The 26,351-nt window shown below is 35.2% G+C and carries 26 protein-coding genes; 8 read left to right on the top strand and 18 right to left on the bottom strand.

Annotation, left to right across the window (positions count from 1 at the left end):
• Positions 1-424: 424 nt before the first annotated feature.
• Positions 425-1,306, top strand: coding sequence for a LysR family transcriptional regulator (locus tag MUA87_RS03050; protein WP_002479669.1), 882 nt, complete (start codon positions 425-427; stop codon positions 1,304-1,306).
• A gap of 50 nt (positions 1,307-1,356) precedes the next feature.
• Here the strand turns inward: MUA87_RS03050 and hutG are convergent, their stop codons facing one another.
• On the bottom strand, positions 1,357-2,286 hold the full coding sequence (gene hutG / locus MUA87_RS03045) for a formimidoylglutamase (RefSeq protein ID WP_002479670.1): 930 nt from the start codon (positions 2,284-2,286) through the stop codon (positions 1,357-1,359).
• A gap of 352 nt (positions 2,287-2,638) precedes the next feature.
• On the opposite strand from hutG, the gene MUA87_RS03040 reads away from it, so the two are divergent.
• The gene (locus tag MUA87_RS03040; RefSeq protein WP_002479671.1) at positions 2,639-3,628 is read left to right on the top strand and encodes a peptidoglycan release complex CPBP-like subunit SdpC; all 990 of its coding nucleotides are present in this window, start codon (positions 2,639-2,641) and stop codon (positions 3,626-3,628) included.
• Between the two features lie 94 nt (positions 3,629-3,722).
• On the opposite strand, the gene MUA87_RS03035 is transcribed toward MUA87_RS03040, so the two are convergent.
• From MUA87_RS03035 to MUA87_RS02995, 9 genes are all read right to left on the bottom strand, one after another.
• Positions 3,723-4,409, bottom strand: a complete 687-nt coding sequence (locus tag MUA87_RS03035; protein ID WP_031262441.1) for a ribose 5-phosphate isomerase A — start codon at positions 4,407-4,409, stop codon at positions 3,723-3,725.
• A 21-nt stretch (positions 4,410-4,430) separates the two neighbouring features.
• Positions 4,431-5,447 carry an aldose epimerase family protein gene (locus MUA87_RS03030; RefSeq protein ID WP_391540732.1) on the bottom strand — a complete coding sequence of 339 codons (1,017 nt, stop codon included), beginning with the start codon at positions 5,445-5,447 and terminating at the stop codon, positions 4,431-4,433.
• A 37-nt stretch (positions 5,448-5,484) separates the two neighbouring features.
• Positions 5,485-5,811 (bottom strand): YnfA family protein, encoded by a 327-nt coding sequence (locus MUA87_RS03025; protein WP_002479674.1) that lies wholly within the window; start codon positions 5,809-5,811, stop codon positions 5,485-5,487.
• Positions 5,812-5,940: 129 nt separating this feature from the next.
• Complete coding sequence (locus MUA87_RS03020; RefSeq protein ID WP_057509936.1) at positions 5,941-7,170, bottom strand: ABC transporter permease; 1,230 nt, start codon at positions 7,168-7,170, stop codon at positions 5,941-5,943.
• On the bottom strand, positions 7,163-8,062 hold the full coding sequence (locus MUA87_RS03015) for an ABC transporter ATP-binding protein (protein ID WP_023015039.1): 900 nt from the start codon (positions 8,060-8,062) through the stop codon (positions 7,163-7,165). The genes MUA87_RS03020 and MUA87_RS03015 overlap by 8 nt, the downstream gene beginning before the upstream one ends.
• A gap of 120 nt (positions 8,063-8,182) precedes the next feature.
• Complete coding sequence (locus MUA87_RS03010) at positions 8,183-8,905, bottom strand: DUF3169 family protein (protein ID WP_262551284.1); 723 nt, start codon at positions 8,903-8,905, stop codon at positions 8,183-8,185.
• The gene (locus MUA87_RS03005; RefSeq protein WP_002479678.1) at positions 8,898-9,104 is read right to left on the bottom strand and encodes a helix-turn-helix transcriptional regulator; all 207 of its coding nucleotides are present in this window, start codon (positions 9,102-9,104) and stop codon (positions 8,898-8,900) included. Before MUA87_RS03005 ends, MUA87_RS03010 begins: the two co-directional genes overlap by 8 nt.
• A 143-nt stretch (positions 9,105-9,247) precedes the next feature.
• A complete protein-coding gene (locus MUA87_RS03000; RefSeq protein WP_262551283.1) occupies positions 9,248-9,751 on the bottom strand; it encodes a DUF805 domain-containing protein in 504 nt (167 codons plus the stop codon).
• Between the two features lie 77 nt (positions 9,752-9,828).
• Positions 9,829-10,467 carry a DUF805 domain-containing protein gene (locus tag MUA87_RS02995; RefSeq protein ID WP_070468814.1) on the bottom strand — a complete coding sequence of 213 codons (639 nt, stop codon included), beginning with the start codon at positions 10,465-10,467 and terminating at the stop codon, positions 9,829-9,831.
• A 253-nt stretch (positions 10,468-10,720) separates the two neighbouring features.
• Here MUA87_RS02995 and MUA87_RS02990 point away from each other — a divergent pair, with 253 nt between their 5' ends.
• Positions 10,721-11,335 (top strand): DNA-3-methyladenine glycosylase, encoded by a 615-nt coding sequence (locus MUA87_RS02990; RefSeq protein ID WP_002479681.1) that lies wholly within the window; start codon positions 10,721-10,723, stop codon positions 11,333-11,335.
• 74 nt (positions 11,336-11,409) lie between these two features.
• Here MUA87_RS02990 and nrdG read toward each other — a convergent pair whose 3' ends face one another.
• The 5 genes from nrdG to corA form a co-directional block, all read right to left on the bottom strand.
• Complete coding sequence (gene nrdG / locus MUA87_RS02985; protein ID WP_105966526.1) at positions 11,410-11,937, bottom strand: anaerobic ribonucleoside-triphosphate reductase activating protein; 528 nt, start codon at positions 11,935-11,937, stop codon at positions 11,410-11,412.
• Between the two features lie 2 nt (positions 11,938-11,939).
• On the bottom strand, positions 11,940-13,787 hold the full coding sequence (nrdD, locus tag MUA87_RS02980) for an anaerobic ribonucleoside-triphosphate reductase (RefSeq protein WP_002479683.1): 1,848 nt from the start codon (positions 13,785-13,787) through the stop codon (positions 11,940-11,942).
• A 461-nt stretch (positions 13,788-14,248) separates the two neighbouring features.
• On the bottom strand, positions 14,249-14,728 hold the full coding sequence (locus MUA87_RS02975; protein WP_002479684.1) for a hypothetical protein: 480 nt from the start codon (positions 14,726-14,728) through the stop codon (positions 14,249-14,251).
• Positions 14,729-15,120: 392 nt separating this feature from the next.
• Positions 15,121-16,158, bottom strand: a complete 1,038-nt coding sequence (gene fni / locus MUA87_RS02970) for a type 2 isopentenyl-diphosphate Delta-isomerase (RefSeq protein ID WP_262551282.1) — start codon at positions 16,156-16,158, stop codon at positions 15,121-15,123.
• 95 nt (positions 16,159-16,253) lie between these two features.
• Entirely contained in the window at positions 16,254-17,201 is a 948-nt protein-coding gene (gene corA / locus MUA87_RS02965; protein WP_002479686.1) for a magnesium/cobalt transporter CorA, read from the bottom strand.
• Between the two features lie 155 nt (positions 17,202-17,356).
• On the opposite strand from corA, the gene MUA87_RS02960 reads away from it, so the two are divergent.
• The 4 genes from MUA87_RS02960 to MUA87_RS02945 all read left to right on the top strand — a co-directional run bounded on the left by MUA87_RS02960 (position 17,357) and on the right by MUA87_RS02945 (position 21,651).
• A complete protein-coding gene (locus tag MUA87_RS02960; RefSeq protein ID WP_105978756.1) occupies positions 17,357-17,839 on the top strand; it encodes a thioesterase family protein in 483 nt (160 codons plus the stop codon).
• On the top strand, positions 17,836-18,267 hold the full coding sequence (locus MUA87_RS02955) for a hypothetical protein (RefSeq protein WP_105978757.1): 432 nt from the start codon (positions 17,836-17,838) through the stop codon (positions 18,265-18,267). The genes MUA87_RS02960 and MUA87_RS02955 overlap by 4 nt, the downstream gene beginning before the upstream one ends.
• A gap of 54 nt (positions 18,268-18,321) precedes the next feature.
• Complete coding sequence (locus tag MUA87_RS02950) at positions 18,322-18,960, top strand: hypothetical protein (RefSeq protein WP_002479689.1); 639 nt, start codon at positions 18,322-18,324, stop codon at positions 18,958-18,960.
• A gap of 165 nt (positions 18,961-19,125) precedes the next feature.
• Positions 19,126-21,651, top strand: coding sequence for an MMPL family transporter (locus MUA87_RS02945; protein WP_262551281.1), 2,526 nt, complete (start codon positions 19,126-19,128; stop codon positions 21,649-21,651).
• A 111-nt stretch (positions 21,652-21,762) separates the two neighbouring features.
• Here MUA87_RS02945 and MUA87_RS02940 read toward each other — a convergent pair whose 3' ends face one another.
• Both MUA87_RS02940 and MUA87_RS02935 read right to left on the bottom strand, forming a co-directional pair.
• Positions 21,763-23,595: a DHA2 family efflux MFS transporter permease subunit gene (locus MUA87_RS02940; RefSeq protein WP_057509949.1), complete on the bottom strand. Its 1,833-nt coding sequence runs from the start codon at positions 23,593-23,595 to the stop codon at positions 21,763-21,765.
• A 12-nt stretch (positions 23,596-23,607) separates the two neighbouring features.
• Positions 23,608-24,252, bottom strand: a complete 645-nt coding sequence (locus MUA87_RS02935) for an HlyD family secretion protein (RefSeq protein WP_002479692.1) — start codon at positions 24,250-24,252, stop codon at positions 23,608-23,610.
• A 127-nt stretch (positions 24,253-24,379) separates the two neighbouring features.
• On the opposite strand from MUA87_RS02935, the gene MUA87_RS02930 reads away from it, so the two are divergent.
• The gene (locus tag MUA87_RS02930) at positions 24,380-24,934 is read left to right on the top strand and encodes a TetR/AcrR family transcriptional regulator (RefSeq protein WP_002479693.1); all 555 of its coding nucleotides are present in this window, start codon (positions 24,380-24,382) and stop codon (positions 24,932-24,934) included.
• Positions 24,935-25,024: 90 nt separating this feature from the next.
• Here the strand turns inward: MUA87_RS02930 and MUA87_RS02925 are convergent, their stop codons facing one another.
• Positions 25,025-26,245, bottom strand: a complete 1,221-nt coding sequence (locus tag MUA87_RS02925) for a putative multidrug effflux MFS transporter TcaB (RefSeq protein ID WP_262551280.1) — start codon at positions 26,243-26,245, stop codon at positions 25,025-25,027.
• Between the last annotated feature and the right edge of the window lie 106 nt (positions 26,246-26,351).

Below are 26,351 nucleotides of genomic sequence, written 5' to 3'. Positions count from 1 at the left end.
TTCAACTGACTGGCTCTCGATGACTTAAGCTTCGCATCATGTTATGAATTTGTGAATGATAGTGAAAGGTCGATCAACTTACGTAAAAATGATCCCCTTCATTTTATGTACGTCCCCTTGTTTACGGACCGACCTCACATTACCATTCTTACAAGTTACACTGACTATTCCATGTTATAATGAATGAATAGTTATAATTTTTAGATTATTAACTGTGGTAGTTTATTGAATATTCCGAAATTTTAACGTTAAAACTGTTGCGTTAGAATATTTTTGTATAACTTGTAATACAACTTAAGTATACGCGTAGATTATTATAAGCTTCAAATATCAATAAACTAATCATTTATAGCTTCAAACTATAACAAGGGGAAAACGCACGTGTTACAAAGATTTCGGCATGTCTAATCAGGGGGATAATTTCATGAAAATTATACAATTAGAGTACTTTTTAGCAGTTGTTAAATACAATTCTTTTACAAAAGCAGCACAGTTTCTACATATCAGTCAGCCATCTTTAACAACTGCGATAAAGAAAATAGAGGATGATTTGGGGTATCTTCTATTTATCCGTACAACAAAAGCTTTAAAGATTACAGAGAAAGGCATTCAATTCTATAAACATGCGACAGACTTAGTAGAGATGTATCATCGTACGCTAGATCAGATGTATGATTTAAATATCAGTGATGAACCACGCATTAAACTCTCAATATTAGAGTCTACAAGCGCATGGATGGCAATGGTCATCCAACAACATCATTATCAATTTCATAAACAGCGCTATCAAATTGTCGAACAACATAGTCTTGAACATATTATTTCCAGCTTGTTGAATTTTGATATTTCATTCGCAATTTTTAATGAAGCCATTCAACGTGAAGGGATTGTCTCTGTTCCTTTATACCAAGAGCCTTATGTATTGATTACACCGAAGAATACGTTTAATAATCAAAAGAGCATCAGTGCTGAAGCATTACAACAATTGCCTTTAATCTTGCCTAATCGACAATACCAAGTCCGTAAGCACGTTGATGAATATTTTAAACATATGAATATTCATCCGAATATTGTACTTGAGGTCGATCGTTTTGAAACTGCGACAACACTTGTTCATAGAGGTTTAGGACATACAATCATCCCAAGATTCTACTACCAATCTTCTTCAGCAAATCATTTAAATGCGGTCAAATTAGAACCAAATATTGAACGAACGATTTATTTAAACTATCTAGAGAAACGTAAGCTTTCAGAACCTGCCAATCAATTGATTGATGCCTGTATCAATTATTGGAAAATGAACTAAAATAAGACGGATACTTCCACAAATTGAAGTATCCGCCTTATTTATCTCTATTAATGAATGAAATTATGCAGTAATAATGCGACAAGTTTTGCTGTGCGATTATCGACGTCATGCAATGGATTAGTTTCCGCAACACTTACAGAAATTAACTTCTCATGTCCGATGACACGTCTTGTTAACTCTAAAATAATATGCGGTGTTAAGCCATTCACTGCCGGTGCACTGACACCTGGCGCAAATGCGCTATCTACCACGTCCATACATATCGTCAGCATAATCACGTCATGCTTATTAATGAAGTGGTCTACTTTATCTTTAATCGTTGGAGAAATCTCATGTAAGATTTCATCTACTGTGACATATTCAATGCCACGTTTTTCCGCGTAATCAAATAAATGTTTTGTGTTGCTCGCAGGTTGAATACCTAAAACAAAGTAATGCGCATTGTCATCTTCTTCTAAAATTTGTCTGAAACTTGTTCCTGAAGTGGATGATTCTGCTTCTCTAGTATCAAAATGTGCATCAATATTAATAACGCCAATAGATGCATCTGGATGCGATTTACGCATGGCTAAATACTGTGCATAAGCAATATCATGTCCGCCTCCGATTAATAATGAATAATTATGATTGTCAAACATTTTTGAAGCTAAGTCTGCATATTCTTCTTGTGTTTCAATCAATGCGTCATGATCATGATAGACATTGCCATAATCATAAACTGAGCAAGGTGTTAACACTGATAAGTTCGCAAATGCTTTACGTATCGCATCTGGTCCCTCTTGTGCACCTACGCGGCCATTGTTCAGTTCTACCCCTTTATCTACAGCGTAGCCTAAAATGCCAGTTCCTTGTTTTCGATCAAAATTTGTTTCATTGATATCTTTTAGTTCAATTGTTTGGAAGTGTCTGAATTGCGATGAATCTGTTTCACTATCCACTCTACCTGTCCATAAATCTTTGTTGGCTTGCTTATACATGTTCCACATCCTCCTTAAGTCATACCTTGTGAATCATTATATACATTTCTTAACAGTCTATTCTACTTTTTGCATACCCTTTTCTGAAAAAATTTAAAACGCTTACACTTAAGACTATTGTATTCAACCTTTACAACGAGATTTCATTTAGAAGTCATTTCAGGGGAAGTGATTTATTTATGTTTTATTGAGATGTATAATACTATTAGGTTATTATGTATATCCATACGCTTAAAAATACGGTTAAAACTCTCAATACATACTTAAGGGTTCACTCTGTTTGTAATGTATTATATGATAGAAGTTAATATAAAAATGTATGGATATCGCCGTAATTATTGGAGGTTTCATAATGGACACGAAACGCATATCAGGTTTCCAATGGGCTATGACGATCTTTGTCTTCTATGTACTTGCATACGCACTCCCATTGGTACTGAAAGATTTTCAAGGCCAAGTTCCATTCAAACGCTTTGTCTTTGATTTGAGTACACTTGCGCCATTTATCGCAGCTATTATCTGCTTAATTGTATTTCGAAATAAACGCGCTCAGCTCGCAAGTTTAAAATTCACAATCAGTTTTAAAGTGATTGAACGCATTATTTTAGCTTTAATCTTACCGCTTGTGATTTGTATTATTTGTATGTTTGCCTTTAATACTTACGCAGACAGTTTTATTATTTTACAATCTAAAAACTTATCTGTGTCTGTCACATCTATTTTAATCGGACATCTTTTAATGGCATTCTTTGTAGAATTCGGTTTCCGTTCATACTTGCAGAATGTCGTAGAAACAAAAACGAATACGTTATTCGCATCTATCCTGATCGGTATCCTATATGCCTTATGGAATGTGAATACGACTTATACATTAGAATTCACATTATATAACTTGTTGTATCACTTCGCATTCTCAATGATTATCGGCGAATTGATCAGAGGTACTAAAGGACGTACAATTTACATTGCTGTGGCATTCCATGCTTTAATGTCATTTGGATTAGTCTTCTTCTTCAGTGAAGAACTAGGAGACGTCTTCTCTATGAAAGTAATCGCATTAAGCACAGCACTTGTAGGCGCTGTTTTCATCTTACTCAGTCTGCTTATCAGAGCAGCTTTCTATTTCTTCACAAAAGATTCTTTAGAGGAAGTTGAACCGAACAATCCTTTAGACTATCCAAAAGATGAAGAAGACGAAGATGTTGCAGTATCAGAAACTGCACAAACAGAAGAAACTACACCAGTCACTGAAGATACAGAGCCTGAACATTCAACAGACGATTCTGAATCTATCAAAGACGATGAACCCGCACAAACTAAAGACACAGACGAACCTAAATAAGTGAATCGCTATATTATAAAAGCGCTGGCAGATATCATTCAGTTATCTGTCAGCGCTTCTTTTTAACCGATTCATTTAAATAAAATAAGTCTCTTTAGACCTTATCAATAATTTCGACACCTTCTTGTTTACCGACAATTACACGGTCAGCAAGATCTAAGAAGTATCCAGTTTCTAATACACCTGTTAAATGAATTAAATATTCATGCATGTCATATGGATCAGTGTTTGGTGGTAATTCAACATCTAAAATATAATTATCATTATCTGTGATAAAGGTAATGTCTTCCACGTTACGACGTGATACTTTTGCTTTAGTATCTTTCTCTATTTTTTTCGCTACTAGCATCCAGTTGAAGCGATCAACTTCTACTGGCAATTTAAAAGTTTGGCCTAAGTAGTCTACTTGTTTCGTTTCATCTGCGATGACCACAAAGCGTTCAGCCATTTCATCAATAACTTTTTCACGAAACAGTGCACCACCGCCGCCTTTGATTAAATTTAATTGCGGATCAAATTCATCTGCACCATCAATCGCCACATCAATATGATCGACATCATTGACGTTAACAATCGTAATCCCTAATTCTTTCGCAAGCAATGCGGTTTTATTAGACGTACAAACGCCTGTAATTGTAGCGCCATCATCTAATAATTTCGCGATATGCGGTAATAAGAGTTCAATCGTGCTGCCTGTACCAATACCGACAACCATACCATCTTTAATTTCTGAGACTGCGTCTTTCACAGTTTGTAATTTTAACGCTCTAACATCCATCACTGAATACTCCTTGTCATTATATTACTCAGATTTTTCTATAATTTGATACGTTGTTTTAGAAAAGAATGTGTCACCTTTACGTAAAATAGAAGGTGCTTCTTCTCCTAGTAAATTAATATCATTTGGTAAGCATTGCGCTTCTAAAGTAAAACCTGAGTGTGGTTTATAAATGTTCATATCACTTTCCCAATTGCTGGTTTCATTAAAAGTAAAGATAACCACATGTGGCATATCTGTTTTCATTTTCAATAAGAATTGGCTATTTTCAACAGTCAGTTCATCACCGATTGTAAATGGATGATCTAAGCCATGATAACGTTCAATTTGAGCATGTAATCGTTCATCTGCAGCTTTGCCGATATCTTCAAATCGCATTGATTGTTTACCTAATACCTGAATTAAATCTACAGTATCATTAAGCGTTGGTAAATTCTTGTCATTTAATAAATGCATTTTCAATGTTGAACTTGTTAAGATATGGTTGTTTACCTCTTTATTATCTCTGTTCAAGTTGAAATAAACGTGGTTAGTCGGATTAAATAACGTTGTTTCTGTTGCTTCTGCACTATATTCAATCGTCCATCGATTGTCGATATCATACGTATGTATAATCTTTAGTTTAATATCGCCCGGGTAATGATCATCTGCTGATTTAACAGTTGTAGTAAAGATAATTTGAATATAGCCGCCATTGTCATCTTTAATTTCATAATCAAAATAGTGTTTATTAATTCCGTGAAAACCGCCGTGTAAATGATGAGGCGGATCATTTTGTTCAAGTTGGTAAGTTTTACCTTCTAATTCAAAATGTCCGTCTTCAATACGTCCCCCAAAACGACCGACGCTTGCGCCGAAGTAATACGGATTTTCATGGTAATACTCATCCGCTTCAACGACATTTCCTAACACAATATTATTATCTTCATACTTCCAAGACACAATACGCGCCCCAAAATTTGAAAAGATAATTTTCGCTTGGTCGTTATCAACCTTGATTAAATCCAAACCGTTTCTTTGGTGCTCCACTTCTGTAAACATCATTTCAATACACCCTTTCCTTGCCCGATGAAAATCATCAGCCTCTATCAGGCAGCAACATAATCAAGACACCGATAATACATACAATGCCGCCGATGACATCATATTTATCTGGCATCTGTTTATCAAAAACATATCCCCATATAATACTCATGACAATGAACACACCGCCATATGCTGCATATACTCTGCTGAATGTTGGAAATACTTGGAATGTTGCGATGATACCGTATGTAATTAACAGGATACCTCCAAGCATCCCTAACAACGGTGATTGTGCATCTCTCAACCACAACCAAATTAAATAACCGCCGCCGATTTCACACAGCCCTGCTAAAATAAAAATTGCAATTGGATACATCATATACTGACTGCCACCTATTTTTTATAATACTTTCCTCACTTTATATTTTAACAATAAGGCGCATGGTTTACTAGATGAAATCCAGTAAACCATGCGCCATTTAGAAATCTTTTTATAGGATTGTCATTTTTATTTTTTAATTGCACGTTTCAACGCTTTAAAGATATTCTTGTCGAACGTTAAAACTGAATCACGATAACTTCTCACTGCTATCCATACGAGTAAAACAAGTACGATTACAGATAAACCCATGCTCACTATGATTTCCCATAGTTCCAAATTCGGTGTCGAAGCTCTAACAAATAATAAGAATGGTGATAACAATGGAATAAAGCTTGCTACTTTAGCTAACATCATATCTGGATTGTTCATACTGAATAATGCGATATAAAAAGCAATGAAACTAATAATTGTCATCGGCATCAACGACTGATTTAAATCTTCAATACGTGTCGCAAGTGCGCCTAAAATTGTTCCTAATACAGTATATGAAACCACGCCGATAATGATAGAAAGTACGCCGACAATAATCAATCGTGTTGTCGTAGGTGTCATAGTCATATCAAACTTTTTCATTAAGTCGCCTGCATCTGAAAAATACAGTGCTGCGGCACCAATCACAACTAAAATCAACACTTGTGTAAAAGCGACACAAATCATCGCTAGAATTTTAGCTAAGATATGCTTCACAGGTGAAATACTCGTAATGACCATTTCAATAACGCGTGATGTTTTTTCTGTCGCAACTTCCATCGCTACTTGGTTGGCATAGTTCATAATCACCAGGAACATCAACATGATGCCCGCATATAAAATAATCCAATTTAAAAATTTATTGCTTTGAGAAGTATCTGAGCCACCTTTACCGATTGCTTTTGAAGTGACTTCACTTTTTTGTTGTAAATCAGAAAGTTCTTTTGGACTTAAATTAATTTGTTGCGCTGCTGCTTGGGTTTGAATCGGTGTTAAAATACTTTCTAATTTTTGAACACTCTCATCAGAAGGTGCGTCTTTACTAACAACTTCGCCTTTAATTTTTTGTCCTTGTTGATCAATGATATAAGCTTTATCAATTTTATCTTTCTTTATTTCTTTTAACGCTTGTTCTTTAGATAAGATTTTAAATTCTGTACCTTTTTCTTCAATATGTTTGCTTTGTGCTTTGACCATTTGCGCAATTTTCGGTTCATTAGAAGCAATGCCGATTTTATCTGGCCCGTTATCAAACAAATCGATAATCTTATTGAAGTTAGCTGCCGCAATAATAATCACTGCTAAAATGACCGTCATAATGATAAATGCGCGTGATTTCACTTTATTCTTATACGTCAAATTGAACGTAGCTAAAAATTTATTCATGAATATCACCTACCTGTTGAATAAAAATATCTTGAATTGAAGGTTCAAGCACTTGGAATCGTTTCACAAACCCATGTTGAGCTACTACGTCAAAGACACGTTTTGCGGCTGCTTGATTTTCTACAGAAACAGTAATCATACGTTTTGAACGTTCTACACGTGTAACACCTTCAACTTCTTCTAAATTTTCTAAAGCATCTTCAGTTTCAATCACAATTTTCTTCAAATCAAATTGATCTTTAATCGATTGTATGTCGCCTTGTAAAACTAAATCACCATGATTCAAAATACAGATATCATCACACAGTTCTTCTATATGCTCCATACGATGTGAACTGAAAATAATAGTAGTCCCTTGTTCGTTCAGATCTTTAACTGCTGATTTTAATAATTCTACATTTACTGGATCTAAACCACTGAAAGGTTCATCTAAAATCAATAATTCAGGTTTATGAATCAAACTAGCTAACAATTGAATTTTTTGTTGGTTACCTTTAGATAATGATTCAATTTTCTTATCTCTGTTCTCGTTAATCTCAAAGCGATTTAACCAATAGTCTAACGCTTGATTAAAATCTTTTTTTGACATTCCTTTTAAAGTCGCAAGATAACGCAACTCATCTGCGACTTTCATTTTTGGATGCAAACCACGTTCTTCAGGCAGATAACCTACTTGGTTAAACATATGTTCACCCATCTTTTCACCATTATATGTAACGATCCCTTTTGTTAATGGTGTCAGTCCTAAAATCATACGGAATGTTGTCGTCTTCCCAGCACCATTTCGTCCTAAGAACCCTAACATCTTCCCTTTTTCAAGTGTTAATGAAATATCGTTGACCACTGTCTTATCGCCATATTGCTTTGTCACATCTTCTAAAACTAAAGCCATCGTACATCACTCCTTATCGTTGGTGTTGGAAAAGCAACTCTGTTAATCATATACCATAAGTATATGATAATAACATTATTAAATATCTAACTTTACAAACTGTTCACAAAGAATTTACACTTATTTGCTTTTATAATACTTGTAAATTTTTACGTAATAAAAACTAACATTAAAGACAAATAAGATAAATAGCAGTGTTAAAGCTAATGATTGTGTATGACCTGTAATTGCTGAATAGAATGCCAATACGAGAATCAAAATAGTTAATGCAAGTAAGTTATATTGAAATAACTTAAATATCGCTGAAAATGTAACATATCTCTCGCCTTCATCCATCGCTTTCATCATTTTATCTCCATATTGTTCATCATTAGGATTTGGTAATCTTGAATCTAATTTAGGCAAATAGATTTTATACATCACACTAAAAATTGATGAAATTAAAAAAGGGATGACTGAAACCTCCCAATGATTATTGGCAAATTTAAACGTAGTGACTAAAATAATATTCGCTAACGCAACAAATGTACTGAGATGGCTCAATACTGAAGCGTTGAAAAACTTACGATTGAACAAAGTATCATAATGATCTCCTAACACTTCATCTTCTTCTGAAAGATGCTTGTAATTTTTAGCTTGGGATAGCTGCAATTTCATTACAATACCAATACCTATAATTAAAAGTATAGTAAACAGTGTGGTAATAATGGTTGCTTGAAAATCGAACAGTTGTAACGATGAATGGTTACCTAGAAAACTGAAGTATAATCCTACACATCCGCCTGCTAGTCCACCTAATGCGATTTTCCCTGCATATTTCCAATTCTTTTTCGTGCTACTCATAGTCGTCCTCCTCGAAAATGAAAATATCTTCAATGCGTTCTCCGAATATCCGCGCAATTTTTGCGGCAGTCAGTACGGAAGGCATAAATTCATTTCGTTCAATTAATGAGACGGTTTGTCGTGAAATCCCTGCTTTTTTCGCAAGTTGTGTTTGATTATAGCCATCTCGTGCCCGCAATTCTTTTAATCGTGTTTTCATGCGCCTTACCTCCGTTAATACACATGCTATATGATAATAGTCAATTTGACAAGTATATTAGTCAAATTGACACATATAATAAACAAAAAGACGATACCTTCTATATAAAAGTATCGTCCATGTTGTTATTTTGTTATTCGATTTTAGGCGTGTCTGTAACGTTGCCCAACAGGCTCTGGACCATAAGCATTGTGCCCTTCTTGTGACTTTTGTACACCTACGACAATCACCCAAATTACAAATACTAGCTGTGCAATAGAGATAATGGCATCTACAATTGTAGCAAACATGCCATCTCCTAAATCCACAAATAAAAGAATACGTTCTATTACTAATAGCGCAGAAAAGATAATTGGGACCACCATTGTATTGCCTGTATCATGGAAACGTCTTGCAAGCAAAGCGACCCATGGAATGAAGCTTGCGATTTCAAAAAGTGTTGTTAAACCAAAAGAAGTATTATCAAAACTTTGATTCAAACCTAATAAAGCATCCAGACTATTCAATACAATGTTAATAATCATTGTCCATAGTACCATAAACCAGAACTCTGAACGTCGTGATCTCCCGTTGAAATCAATGTAACGTTTCCAGAATAAAACAAAAGCTTCTACGAATCCGACACTCTTTTTGTGTTGTTCATGCATCGTATATCTCCTCCATTTTTTAGATTCTATATGAACTACTTTCTAATAGATGCTTATCTCAATAAACGCTAGCAAAATTAAAAATCTGAACCTGAATCATGACTGGTCGTACTGCCTTTTGTCGATTGAACTGATTTAGCATGAGATGTATTAGAGGCTGGCGTATTACCTTGTTCAAAACGATGCACATAAGGACTGCGACCATACTTATTATCTTTATCTTGACTCGGTAGACAAAGCACTACAAGAACATAAATCCACAAACCTAAATAAACCAAGCTGATGATTAAAAATATAATTAACGCTGGTGTTAGTTCAGTTGATTCATCCATATTAAGTACAAAATTAAACACATTCATCACAATGCTCAATACGAACATAACAATCGGCGTCACCATAGTTCTGCCTGTATCATGAAAACGTCTGATCATAACAGCCCAAGTTGGAATAAATGTAGCTAAGGCAAACAATACATAAACCAACATGCAGATGAGGAATAAAATCATACCCATAACTGCTACTCCACTGGAATCAACTGCAGCCCCACCGACTAAAAATATGGTTCCTAAAATCATCACAAAAGTTAATGGCGCATATAAAATCAACATCCATAACGCCGCAAACCAATATTCTGAGCGTGTCGATCTGCCTGTAAAATTAACATAATTTTTCCAGAAAAGTTTAAACGCTTCTAAAAACCCAACACGTCTTATCATACTCATCCTCCTCTCTCTAACTTTTTGTTTTACGATACTTCTATGTATTACAACTTACTCTTTTATGTCTTTTAAAAGGTAATAGTTATTTAAAACTATTCTTTTTTATTTTAACAGACTTATTGTAAAATTAGCATAGTTTTTCTGAACTTTACAATATCTACAAACTTCTTCTTCAAACGAAATATTGTTATTCCTTATCATCTTTGCGTAAAATAGAAAGTACTGTATTAAATAGATGAGGAGGAAAGTCATGGATTTTATTCATCGCACAACCGAGGAAATCGCACGTGATCTATTAGGAGTTAAAGTCCAATTCGACGATGGTGAACAAACGTATGCAGGTTATATCGTTGAAACAGAAGCCTATTTAGGCGATGTTGATCAAGCTGCTCATACGTACAATGGACGAAATACACCTCGTGTACAATCCATGTATAAAGATGGCGGTACAATCTATGCACATGTCATGCATACACATCTATTAATCAACTTTGTGACACAACCAGCAGGTACTGCCCAAGGGGTACTAATCCGTGCACTAGAACCCGAAACGATTACTGAACAAATGAAAGAAAATCGTAACGGTAAAGATGGTATAGACTTAACAAACGGTCCAGGTAAATGGACACGTGCCTTTAATATGACAATGGCCTTAGATGGTTTTAAATTAAATGAAGGCCCTCTAAAAATCGATACAAAACAACGTCGTTATCCAGTTGACATTGTTGAAAGTCCACGTATCGGCATTCCTAATAAAGGCGAATGGACACATAAACCATTACGCTTTACTGTAGAGGGTAACCCTTACGTTTCACGTATGCGGAAATCTGAGATGAAACCCGCACAAGAAACTTGGAAATCTTAAATGGATACTAAATTTAATAGTTATTGATAAACGAAAAAAGTGGTCCTCCTTATGTTCAGGAGAGACCACTTTTTTCATATTTCTATAATGGTATTTGTTTGTAGAGATAAAGGTACATTGATGACACGTTGATTCAGCGAACCTTTGAATGCTAAGCCTGGTTGATAAAGTTGTTGGACAAAAGGTCCATCTACTAAGACATCAATTTGTTTTAGAAGTTCTTTACGTGCTTTTGTATTATGTTTTAAATTCTCAAACATAAAACCAGACCAAACCCAAATCGTTTTAGTATGACCAAAACGTGCTCTGAATGCTTCAATCAAGGGTTGGATAATGTCTATATTACAAAATGGTTCGCCGCCTAACAGGCTTAACCCAGCAATATAATCTGGTGCACAAGCATCAAGGATTTGAGTCAACATTTCATCTGTAAAAGGTGTGCCATATTTAAATTTTTGTGCTGCGACATTATAACAGCCGGCACATGCAAAAGGACAACCTGATACATACACACTGCATCTGACCCCTTCTCCATCCACAAACGATTCTTCTTCAATCTTTGCGAGATAACCTTGTCCCGTTTCAACTTGTGCATATAACATCGTTATTCGTTTCCTTTCATATGTTTCACACGTGCAGCAATTTCTTTATGACGCCCTTCAATCGTTGGTCTTTGAACAGGATTACCAAGATAACCGCAAGTTCTTTTAACCACATCTACTGTATCAGGATCATGATTACCGCAATGTGGACATTCATAGCCATGTGCTGTTGTTTTAAAGTCCCCTTCAAAACCACATTCATAGCATTTGTCTATCGGCGCATTCGTACCTAAATAACTGACTTTATCATATGAATAGTCCCATACCGCTTCTAGCGCCTTTGTATTATGTGTCAATTTAGGATATTCACAATAATGAATATAACCGCCACTCGCTAAGAAAGGATAATCTTTTTCAAAATCCAATTTTTCAAACGGTGACACTGCTTTACGTACATCGTAATGGAAAGAGTTTTGGTAATAGCCTTTATCTGTAATATTTGGGATTAATCCAAAACGTTCTGTATCCAAACGACAGAATCGATCTGTTAATGATTCACTTGGTGTACTGTATAAGCTGAAGAAAATATCGTAATCATCTGTCCATTGATATTGGAAATCTTTCATGCGTCTTAAAATGTCTAATGTGAATGTTTTCGCTTCTGGATTTGTTTCCCAGTTAGGTCCATAAAAAACAGTTGCTGCTTCATAAAGACCAATATAGCCCATTGAGATAGTTGCGCGTTTATGTTTGAATAATTCCATCACATTATCATCTTCTTTTAAGCGATTGTGGAATGCACCGCTTTTATAAAGGATTGGTGCGTTATTTGGAATCACAGATTGAATACGTTCAATGCGATAAACTAATGCATCATGAATCAATGTCATACGTTCATCAAGTAATCTCCAGAATGCAGCTGGATCGCCTTCTGTTTCAATCGCAATACGCGGTAAGTTCAAAGTAACAACACCTAAATTACAACGACCGCTGTTTTCATTTTCACCTTTTTCGTTTTGCCATGCTGGTAAGAATGAACGACAACCCATTGGCGCTTTAAAATCACCTAAAATTTCAACGGTTTTATCATAGTTCAAAATATCTGGATACATACGTTTAGTAGAACATTCTAAAGCTAACTGTTTTACATCATAGTTGATATCTTCAGGCGCAAAATTGACACCTTTTTTAATGGAGTAAACCAATTTAGGGAAAATGGCAGTCACATGATGATGCCCTAAACCTTGAATACGAGTTTTCAAGATTGCCTTTTGAATCATTCGGCTGTATGTATCTGTGCCTAAGCCGAAACCTAGTGTCACGAAAGGTGTTTGTCCATTAGACGTATAAAGTGTATTAATTTCATATTCTAAACTTTGCATCGCATCTTTAATATCTTTTTCAGTTTGCGTACGGACATAATCATCCAATTGTTCAGGATATACAAACTTTTCTCCGATTTCGCGATGTTTTCTGGCGTTACATTCTGCATATTGACTTAATACTTCATCAATACGATCAACTGTACAACCACCATATTGACTGCTTGATACGTTCGCAATAATTTGAACGATTTGAGCTGTCGCAGTTTGAATGGACTTTGGTGATTCTACTTGTGCATTACCAATTTCAAACCCTTTTTCCAACATCCCTTTAATATCAATCAAGCAACAGTTTGTTAGAGGTTGGAATGGGTGATAATCTAAATCATGGAAATGAATATCTCCATTTAAATGTGCTGCTGCCACATGTTTTGGTAATAAGTGTTCTAAGGCATATGATTTTGAAACGACACCTGCAGTTAAGTCACGCATTGTCGTAAATGTTTCACTGTCTTTATTCGCGTTTTCATTAACTACTGTCGGATCTTTATTAATTAAGCGACTTAAGCTCTCTTCTAGTTTCAACATAGAATTCCCCTTTTCTACTATATCTTGTGTTCTAAATACTAAATTACCACAATATATAGAATTTAGAAGAGGATAGCCATACTTTTAACAGATATGTCAAAATGTTGTGGCTTTATTTTGAATAGAGTATTTAGGACGACTCTATTTCCAACTTTTTCTAACTACGCAAAAATGCCCTCATCTATATATCATAGACAAGGACATCTCATCAATTCACAAAAACTATTACAATCTGTAAATAGTCTACCCTAAGTTTCTAAATCATTTTGCTTATTTAATCTGTCACATTGCTTATGTTGGAGTCACACACAAACAACTGTCAAGACTCATCCTTTATTACTTTGGATGTAATCATTCATGTATATATGTTAACATTCTTTGAAAAAAGTTAGTGTCCATATTTTAAAATTTAGAGTTGAAGCACTGTATGATAGTTTATTTAACAGTCCGACCACTCAAAATCACGTAGAAGTTTTTAAGATAAAGCATTCATTAAAAATACGTTCAATTTTGAAATTTTGTAAATTATGATGAGTCAGTTGACAGCTTAAATAAGCAGTATATATATAATTCTCGCCACTAATCAAATAGTTGGTTATGTCGTATATATATTTTGTCGATGAACGACTCAACTCTATACGCAAATCCTGATTGATGTCTATTATCATAGCGGTATTTGTCTCGGGTGTTATGACAACCAAATGATACTTCACATTATTTTCAGCACGATCAACTTTAAAAGTATGACTGGCTGTAATAATATTCGTGTTGATATTGTTTTCGAGAGAAACATTCCAATTATTTAACTCAACTTCTATACTGATGTGTAGCCCTGAGATGTGATGTTGGTTCTTATCATAATAGTATAAAAACGGTTCAACAACTGGTGATGTCGGTTCTATCAGCACGGTTTCTTTGAATTGTGAATAACTAGGTCTCACTCCCTGACCCCCTTCGACAGAGAATTAATATACTCCTATTATAAATTCAGCTCAGTTTCTAAAGATAGATATAAATCAATACACATTTATGTCAAAATGTTTCTTATAGGTACTAAATAATACTCATCTGTAATTTTGTTATTTACCAATCATTTTATTTTGTACAATCCATCATTTTTTATGAATCTAATTGCTTTGTGCAAATTAATGTTCTATAATAAGTGTAAGCGTTGCCAGAGCCTATGGACTCAAAGGTCCAGCTCTTCGTGATTGCCTATACCAAAACCAATTTGTTACTAAAAAAGCGGTTCAACCCTCTACCAGTTGAACCGCTCTCCTTATATTTCCACTTATTTTTGTATATTTTCATACAATGATTTTTGTGCTATTTTCTAATTTAATCCACGTTGTTCTATCCAATTTTTTAGATATTGATCAAAAATGACTGACGTTTGTTGTAAATCTTGAACATTTGATGCATCCAACATCGTCGCAATTCGTTTCATTTGTTCAAGAAACGCTTCTACATATTCTACAGTTTGTGTAATCCCATTATTTTCAACTTGTTCTAAGAAAGGTCGAGACATACCTACTGCATCTGCACCTAGCGCAATACATTTCACAGCATCCAGCGGGTTACGTACACCGCCGCTCGCAAATACAGTCATTTTATTTTGTAGTGATTGGCTTTCTAATAAAGATTCGACTGTTGATTGTCCCCAATTTTGAAGGTAAGACATATCTTTTAAATCACGGCGTTCATTTTCGATATTAACAAAGTTCGTACCGCCGCGGCCGCTGACATCTACATAACGTACACCGATTTCATATAGAGCTTCTATCGTTTCTTTGCTCATACCGAAACCGACCTCTTTCACAATCACAGGTACATCAACTGTTTGAACAATCAAGCTCAAGTTTTCCATCCAATTTGAAAATGTACGATTACCTTCTGGCATTACAAGTTCTTGTGGTGCATTGACATGTACTTGCAGTGCATTTGCATCCAACATCTCTACAGATTTCTTAGCTAAGTCTGCAGGCACATCTGCACCGACATTACTAAACAAGATACCTTCTGGATTCTTTTCTCTTACAATATTGAATGAATCTGCAGTTTTTGGATTACGTAATGCAGCATGTGTTGAACCTACCGCAATTGCAAGCCCTGTCTCTCTCGCAACTACCGCAAGCTTTTCGTTGATTTGTTTTGTCCATTCACTGCCGCCTGTCATGGCATTAATGTATAGGGGTGAACTTAAGTCAAAGTCTGGTAATTTGACTGATAAATCTACTTGTTCTACATCCACGCTTGGAATAGAATGATGTACAAATCTGACACGATCAAAATCAGTTAGTTTCGGATCAGTTTGTGCCATCGCAATTTTTACGTGATCATCTTTTCGTTGTTCCCTTTTAGAGTCGCTCATTGTCTTTCCTACTTTCTTTTCTTTCATGTATTAGTGATAGTGTATCAATCAACTGACATTCGTTCCAGTTTTTAATGCTCCCATTTCAAATCATGCTAAAGCATATTTTTACGTTTGAAGAACCAAAGGCACCATAACGTAATTAGTACCATCAATCCTAGGCATATAAAGTAACCATAATGCCATTTCAATTCTGGCATATATTCAAAGTTCATTCCGTATATCCCCGCAAGCAATGTTAATGGCATGAAAATCATTGAAACAATAGTTAATATCTGCATGACGTGGTTCATTCTATATGTAGTATATGATTCAAAATTGTCTCTGATTTCTTTCGTGATATCCTGTGCTGTTCTCAACATATTTTCTTCTTTGACGATATGATCTTTAATATGTTGAATATACATTCTATGCCTTTCATCTCTCACTAAAGCACTCGAATATTGCAACGTATCAATCAACTCTTTCATCGGCATAATGATTCGGTTCATCTTGATAATATCAGAACGTAAATCAAACAAATCATCCATCATATACTTGTTGGTACGTTCTCCTCCATGTTCATCTTCAAACATAAACACTTTATCTGATATCTTTTCCACGTGATTGAAATATTCATCCACAATATGGTCAAGGATATATAGAACAATATCATCACAATCTAAATCTTTATCGAAATGAGCAGTGACTTGCTTGTGAACTGCTTCAATTTCATCAATCGGCTGATGATGATATGTGATTAAGATATTGTTTTTAATGAAAATATTCAAGACTTCAACTTGATAGTTTTGTTCTGAAAGTCGATGAAACACGATATTTTGATAATCTCCATAATTCTTATACTTCGCCCTTGGATTAGCATGTATAGTATCATCAACTTCTAATGGGTTAAAATCAAAGTTATCTAATAAAAATTTATTTTCTTGTTCAGTCGGTTCATTCAAATCAAACCAAATCACCGTCGCATCTGACGGAATATCACGCTTGTCTTCTACTGTTTTGAAGCCATGTGAATGAGTTTGATAATATATGGACATACTCATGCGTTTCCCTCCCCTATGTCATAAAATTAGTTTATCATTTTTAGTATTAATTATGTTTGAAGTTATCCCTATTGATTTGTATATTATGGAGGGTTATAAAGTATAAAACAATACATGATAAATAAAAAAATAATAATCGGTAAAGGAGTTTTTTAATGAGCAACCTATTTACATTAACAGGTACAGTAGAAAAATCTATGATTGATCATAATCAGCATATGCATGATTCACAATATAACGAAGCGTTCAGCCAAGCAACGAATGAATTCAACTATAATAACGGTCTTTCATTAGACGAACGTAAGCAGTTAAACTACACGATTTTCACAATTGAAGAACACACAACATTCTTATCCCAGCTTAAGTTGGATGATAATTATCAAATTGATATTCATCTTTATAACTATGACTATAAGCGTCTGCATTTCTTTTTAATCATGCGCAACGAACAAGGCAACATTGTCGCAACGAATGAACAAATGATGATGGGTATCAATCGTGATAGTGAAAAATCAGCTCCTTTCCCAGAAACATTTATGCGCAATGTTGAACTTTACTACAACACACAACCTAAGGTTGATTGGCCAAAACAACTGGGGCATCGTATTGAAATACCTCAAAAAGGAGATTCTAAATGAGTTTATCCCTTCAAGAAGAACTTCAAGTAACTTTGTTGGATTTAACGGATGATGTCAAAGTCGAACTTAGCGAGCTCAATCAACGCAAAGACAATGTAACTAAGGGGCCTGACTATAAATTATTTGAACGTGGTATTATGCATGCGATTATTCAAGGTAAACGTCAAATGATAGATACGCTACAAAATCAATTACAAAGAACAGAAACCAATCAAGACATCACGACTTTAATTCAAAATACAAAACAAGGTTTAACAACACAATTATCACAACTTCATAGTGAAATCCCATCAAACAACACGATCAATCAAGCTTATTATGAAGAAGGGCTGACTGTAGCACAACTCTACGAAACACAAGGAAAGTACTATGTGATTCAAGTCATCAGTGATAAAATATATACAATACAGTCAGAAGATAAGTTATAAGAATATATAAATCATTCTGTTCTTCTTTCTTCAAAGGGAGGTATTTGGTCCATTATGGCTCAAAATAATTTACGACGGGCTGATAAAGCTCCTTTAGATCGAGTACCGCTTCAACGCGGCCAGTATTTCGCACCAAAAAAGAAGCGTTCTTACGTCAGTTTAATTATTCAAATCATCGTATTGATTCTGACAATTATCTCGATTTACAGTATGCTGAAAGAACCTATTTTCAATATTTTACTCGTGAATGAACCCATTCGTTTTTCACAAATCTTGAATTTCCAAGAGACACTGCAAAACATCTCGAGTCAAAATGTTGATTTAACACAAATCAGCCAACTGCAAGATAATATCAGCAAATTGAAACTGGCCTTTTACGCCTTTTTCTTCGCAGGTATTCTCAGTTTGATTTTGACGGTTTTAACATTGATTTTTAATCGTACTGCGATAAAAATTGTCAATATGGTCTTAATCGCCATTATGTTTGCGATTCCTTTCGGCCTGGCTTATATCGTTGAAGAAACAGCGAAACGTGTATCTGAAACATTACAACAATACTTTATTAACCTCTCACCTGATAAAATCTTAGTCACAGGTGAAGCAATAAGTAATGCGACCGTATTACTCGCGTGTTGTTTCGGTTTACTCTTTATCAGCTTATTCTTCAGAAACCGTCGTATTCGAATTAAATAGTTAATGACTACGCAACAGCTCACACCGAGTTGTTGCTTTTTTATATTCAATTTTCTCAAACATTTAACTTTACAATAAACTCAATTCTCTTTATCATAGATATAGTTAACACCTCTCAACTAAAAAGTATGAGGAAATTTTATAAAAAAGGAGTCAATATAGAAAATGAAAACAATATTGAAATTCAGATGGCTAATTTCAATTATTGTTGTGATAATGGTGGCTTGTACTTTAATTTTCGCACCTAATTTAACAAAATTAGCTGAAGATAAAGGTGATATAAAGCCTCCTGATAATATGACCTCACAACAATATACAAATAAATTAAAAGCAGTCGGTGCTGATTCCGAAAGTATCAGCGCTGTCGTCAAGTTAGATCGACCTCTAGATAAAACAAGTCGTCAACAGCTTAAAGACTATGTTAAAGACATCAAAAAAGTGAAACATGTTGAAAATGTCATTAATCCTGTCGAAAGTAAGGACATTGAAGACAAATTAGTGGCAGATAATAAAAAAACTGTGCTCATTCCTATAGAAACGACAGATGATAAAACTAAGACTTTAAATGCTGCGGATGATATCAATCATATTCATCAAGACTTTAAGTCTTCTTATTTAACTGGTAATGAAATCATCAATGATGACATCAATAAGAGTGTGAACGAAGGCCTGCAGAAGACTGAAATTATTACAGTCATTTTAATTCTTGGTATTTTATTCTTAGTCTTCCGTTCTGTAGTTACACCTTTTGTACCATTACTTTTAGTTGGTATTTCTTATTTATTCTCACAAGGTATTTTGGCACTGCTTGTTAAATATATCGATTTTCCAATTTCCATCTATATTCAACCGTTCTTAATCGCGTTGCTGTTTGGTATTGGAACGGATTACTGTATTTTATTACTTAACCGCTATAAAGAAGAGTTGAGTAAAAACCAATCCAATTATCAAGCTGTATTTAACACTTTCAAAAATGGCGGACGCACGATTTTAATCTGTGCCATTACAGTATTAGTCGGCTTTGCAGCATTATTCTTTGTAGAGTTTAGTCTCTTCCGTTCAGCGATGGGTATCGCAATCGGTGTGCTATGTCTGATGATTATCTTATTCACCTTGCTGCCTACACTATTAATGGTAACGGGTGAAAAAATATTCTGGCCAAGCAGAAATGCTGGTACACACAAAGATAGTAAATTATGGGGCACGTTGGGCCAATTTACAACGAAACGTTCTTTCTTAGGCCTTGTCATTGTGTTAGTAATTTTGGTACCAATTATTATTTTCGCACCTAATAAAATTTCATTCGACAATACTAATGAAATCAGTGATCAATATGATTCCATCAAAGCCATCAATATCATTAAAGATGACTTCACTATGGGACAAGCATTCCCAGTAAATATTGCAATCGCAGATGATCATAAACTGACAACTTCTAAAGGTGTGAATGATGCTGAAGTCTTGGCACAATCAATTGAAAAAGTAAAAGGTGTCGATAGTGTCAGCACGATTACACGCCCTACCGGAGAACCGATTAAATCTCTTTCAGCATCGCATCAACTAGATGTCATTCAAGGCAAGTTAAATGAAGCGAATCAAGGACTCGATCAAGTCAACAATGGTTTAGGTGAGATGCAGTCACAAGTTGAACCTCTAACAGAACAACAACGTGTACAACAAATGCTGCAACAAAGTTCTCAACTTCCACCACAACAAGCTGTTCAACAAGTTACTGGACAGTCTGGTCAATTAGCACAAGGGTTAGAACAATCACAAAATGGTATTTCACAAGTTCAAGATGGACAAACTCAGATTCAACAACGCTTAAAAGAAATGGCCGATGACAAAAACATCGACAAGTCTGGTATGCACATCACAGATGATATGTTGAAAAATACAGATTTAAAAGATTCGGTTAAACAGTATAGCGAAGGCAATGGTAAGGTACTCTTAATGACTGTTGAATTAAAAGGAGATCCTTTCTCTAAATCAGCTATGCAGACTGTAGATACGATACACGAAACTGTCGATCATCAAGTCAAAGGTACATCATTCGAAAACAGTGATATTGAGTTTGGTGGCACATCATCACAAAACAATGACTTAGAAAAAACAGTTAATAGTGATATGAGTAAAGCCATCGCATTGATTACAGTGTTCTTATTTATTGTACTGTTAATCTTTGAACGCTCAATTATTATGCCGATTTATATGATCGCATCTATTTTAATCACATATTATGCATCTATCGGTATTTCAAACTTAATCTTTACAAACTTATTTGATATGGGTGGCCTCTCATTAGTTGTTCCATTCTTCAGCTTTGTTGTACTCATGGCTTTAGGTATCGACTACGCAATCTTCTTAGTCAACCGCTTCACCGAAGAAGTCGAACAAGGTCATTCAGTCACTGACGCCATCATCACTTCAATGCGTAAGATGGGTACAGTTATCATGACCGCATGTGTCATTTTAGTCGGTACTGTCGCAGCACTTTATACTTCTGGTGCCTTAACACTTATGGAAATTGCGACTGTGATTATTATCGGACTTATCATTTATAACGTACTCTTATTACCACTCTTCATTCCTTCGGTTGCACAATCATTCAATCAAGGAAACTGGTGGCCATTTAAAGCACCTACGAAGAATTCTCAAACTAACACGTCAAATACAGACCCTACAAATTAAAAAATGAATCATAATTGAAGAAACGCCCCTGCGTAAAGGACGCAGAGGCGTTTTTATTAGAAAAAGCGACAGATACAGCACCTGTCGCTTTCTTTATATCTTCAATATTTTTTAATGATCATGTTCTTGCGCAAATGCATCTGCTTTTTTCTTACTTTGAATAAAGAAACTAAGGAATAATGCGATAGCGCTAAATAATGTCGCAATCCAGAAAGCATCATTGACACCTTCAACTGTCGCAAGTTTATTTAAGAAGGTCATAATCACTTTCATTGCGCCTTCTTGACCGCCATATTGCATGGCCATTTCTTTCATTTGATCTTGAATCGCCGGATTCGTTTTATCTAAATCTTGTGCGAACGTATTCATGTGTTCAGTTGTTTGTGTCGTCATCACTGTAACGAGAATAGCTGTACCGATAGAACCCGCTAATTGACGCAATGTGTTCACTAAGGCATTACCATGTGAAATTAAACGTGCTGGCAATGCATTCATACCTGCTGTCATAATCGGCATCATAATAAATGCCATACCAAATGAACGTAAAATATAAATCCCCATAATATGCGAATACGGTGTATCCATTGTTAAATGCGTTAACTCCCATGTTCCGTATGTCATAACCGCGATACCAAATATCGCAAGTGGTTTAATACCTATCATGTCATACAATTTACCAGCAATTGGACCTAATAGTCCCATAACTAAAGCACCTGGTAATAGTAATAAACCTGAATCAATCGCGGTAAAACCACGTAAATCTTGTAAATAAATCGGTAATAATAACATACCGCCATATAAACTCATCATGACAATAACGTTAATAAGTGTTGTTAATGCATAAGTCGGAAACTTCAAGACTTCAAAGTTCAACATCGGCATCTTCATACGTAACTCTCTTAAGATGAATAAGATAATAAAGATAACTCCGATAGTAAATGAAACGATAATTTCATTTGAACCCCAACCTGCATTACCTGCTTCACTAAAGCCATACAGTAATGCGCCGAAACCTAATGTACTGAAAATAATACCTGGGACATCTGCTTTAGGTTGAGACGTATGTTGATAAATTTTGAAACCGAAATAACCGACAACAATCGCCACAATACCGATAAAGAACATACCGTAAAACATAAGATTCCAGTGATAGTTTTGAACGATATAACCTGATAATGTCGGGCCGATGGCTGGCGCTAAAATCATCGCGACGCCCATCACACCCATAGCCATACCACGTTTAGCCGGTGGGAAAATCGTCATAATCACATTAGAACCTAGCGGCATTAATATCCCTGCACCCGCTGCTTGAAGCACACGGCCAGTCATCATAACTGGGAAGTTCATCGCAATCCCGCACACTAATGAGCCGAGTGTGAAAATAACAAGTGAGAACAAGTATAATTTACGGTAAGAAAAACGGTCGAATAAAAAGGCACTGACCGGAATTAAAATACCGTTTACCAACATAAAACCAGTCATCAACCATTGACCTGTTGACGCGGTAATATTGAAATCACTGTTGATTTTAGGCAATGCCACATTTAATAATGTTTGGTTTAAAATTGCAATAAACATCCCAAACAACATCGCCGCAAGGACTTTATTACGTGTTGCACCTTTACCAAAACGATACATGACCGAATCGCCTTGTGCAGGTTGTTTTGTCTCTTCTGTTTCTGAGTTTTGTGTTGTTTCTTGTTCATATGTGGACTCAGTTTCTGTTTCATCTGAGTGAGTCTGTTTTAAGTCTGTCTCCTCTGTTGATTCATCTGAAGTTTCTAAATCGCTCGCTTTAAATCTTGAAGGATCAGTATTTTGTTTGATGTGAGAGGGGTTAGGTTGACGTACTGATTGAGAAGTTTTACGTTTTCTTAAGAAAACATTGATCAGCAATACAATCAGTAATGCAACGACAATATATATAATTAAAGCAAGTGTCATAGATTGACCTCCTTACTTATGAATACTTACTTCAGCATTCATACCTGGAACCACTGATTTTGCCGGTGCATTTTCAAGTGAAATCTTCACAGGTACGACTTGTGATACTTTAGTATAGTTGCCGTCGCTATTAGATGAAGGCATTAAAGAGAAACTTGAAGCTGTCGCTTTACCGACTTGTTCTACTTTACCTTTCATTTTAGAATCTTGACCGTCAATTTTAACATCTACTTTTCTACCCTTTTCAACATCGCCAATGTCTGTCTCATCTACATTTGCGGTAATATATAATTCATCTAAATTATAAGCATATGCCATTGGAGAACCTGCTTGAACCATGCCGCCTTCTTGCGCATCTGTTTTCACAATAGTTCCGGCTTGAGGCATTTTAATATCCATTTTTTGTGGAGAACCGTCTTCTCCTTTACCTGCTACTTCTGCGATTTGTTCATCTTTTTTATAGTATTTGTTTTCTTTGCCATCAAATGATTCTACTTTACCTGAAACAGGGCTCGCAATTTTAATTTGTTGGCCATCTACTTTCGCGTTATCTGTTTTTATATAACTTGTTGCTTGGTTATAATAGTAAAATCCGCCGATGCCGATTAACACAAGCACTACGATTGTCACAATATTAATAATGATTAACTTCTTCATACATACTTTCCTCCTATTTGCTTTTCAAAGTCACTTTTAATAGTATAAAGACATGTAACTTAAAAAAACACCAACACTTTTAAAAAATGTGTCGGGCGATTCTAAAGTGTAACGAAGAGGTGCAGAGATGAAAAAGCGTGCTCGAATCAAAATATTTATAAATACAATTGGTCTGATGGAAAACTATGCGCCAGAAGAAATCACAATTAAAATGATTTGCGCATATAGTGGTATTAACCGTTCTACTTTTTATGACTACTTCCAAGATAAATACGATTTATTTGAACAGATTCAAAACTATCACATGTCGCGTTATCAAAAGTTAATGCACATTGTATATCAAGATTTTGAAACCATTAAAAAGGATAATCAAAAGCTGCTTCAGTTTTTCCGTATTATCTTCAGATACATTAATCGATTTCAACGATTTTTTCGTGCCATCTTTGTCACACATCCACAAAAAGATGTGATTATTAAATTCGTCACTTTTACACATGAATCTTACGAACGATTGTTGAATGATTATACACGTATTTCAGATAAGATTTACTTTGCACATTACTTAATCGGAGGCCAATTAGGTGTAATTCATACTTGGTTAAGACGTGATTGTACAGAAGCACCTGAAGCAATGGCACAAACAATGTTAGTCAATACTATTAAAATGAGACAACAAGCTTAAAATACTCAATAATAAGCAAAGAGGAAGCGTCTGACGAAGACACTTCCTCTTTTTATATGAATAAATAAAACACTGCTTTATATATTTTCACTACTCATTCTCTGATAGAGGCTGCGCAAAGACTCTGGCAGTAATCAAATGAAGTATTATTAATACAATTGATGCGATAAAAATGATAATTAAATAAGGGATATAACTGCTTTCACCCATTAAACCGACTAACGGTGTACTGATGCCTCCGATTAATGTTTGAACTAAACCGAGTAAACTAGAAGCACTGCCCCCGCCTCCTGTACGTTCATCCATCGCCACTGAAAATCCAAGTGTTGCGATACCTGTTACTGGGCTGACTAACACAAAGAAAGCTATGAATAAAAAGAAAATGGGCAAGTGGAAAATCAGCACAATTGAAATCAAGACAACTCCGACGAGTTGAACCCAAGTATAACCACGCATTATTGCTAAAGGTGAAAAGTAATCAACTAATTTACCAGATAATTGTGATGAAATAATCAAGCCGATACCATTCACTGCGAACATAATACTGAACGCTTGTGGTGAAAGTGTATAAATACGTTGTGTAATAAAAGGAGAGGCTGAGATATAACTGAATAAAATCACAAAAGTCATACCTTGAAGCAACATTGGTAAAACAAATCTCGGGCGCTTCAACAAACGTTTGAATTGAATTAAAATTGATTTGATATCAGCTGGCTCTCTCGCTTGCTTACTTAATGATTCTGGCACACGTATAGAGGTACTGAATACCATAAAAATCCCGAAAATCGTTAAGATAATAAAGACCATATGCCATGTTGAAAATAATAAGATAATGCCGCCCATTGCTGGCGCAATCACAGGTGCGACACCATTCACCAACATTAAAACAGCTAGGAATTTTGTTAAAGCTTTTCCATGATACATATCACTGGCAATCGCTCGTGAAATCACCGCAGCTGCCCCTGCACATAATCCTTGAATCAATCTTAAACTGATCATCATCGTGATATTCACTGAAAAAACAATACCTATACTTGCGATAGTATAGATGACCATCACTATAATTAAAGGTTGTTTTCTTCCATAAGCATCTGATAAAGGTCCCATAATCAAATTACCAAACGCTAATCCAACCATAAATAAAGTCAGTGTTAATTGTGCCGCAGATGCAGTTGTATTAAAATCCGATCTGATTTGCGGCAGCCCTGGTAAAAACATATCGATGGATAACGCACCGATGGCTGTCAGCGCCCCTAAGATAATAATCAAAAATATAGGCGGTCGCTTTTGATATGTATGTCCCTGACTCACAAACAATCCCCTTCTTTCTCTCTGTACAATTCAATTAATATCCTCATGTTATACCGATAGTCAAAATAATACAATGAAAATAAAACACGTATTTCAAATAAACAAA

The organism is Staphylococcus simulans (assembly GCF_025561465.1).
GTDB lineage: Bacteria > Bacillota > Bacilli > Staphylococcales > Staphylococcaceae > Staphylococcus > Staphylococcus simulans.
The sequence above is the reverse complement of the archived record's forward strand: the minus strand, read 5'-3'. Positions and strand labels throughout refer to the sequence as shown.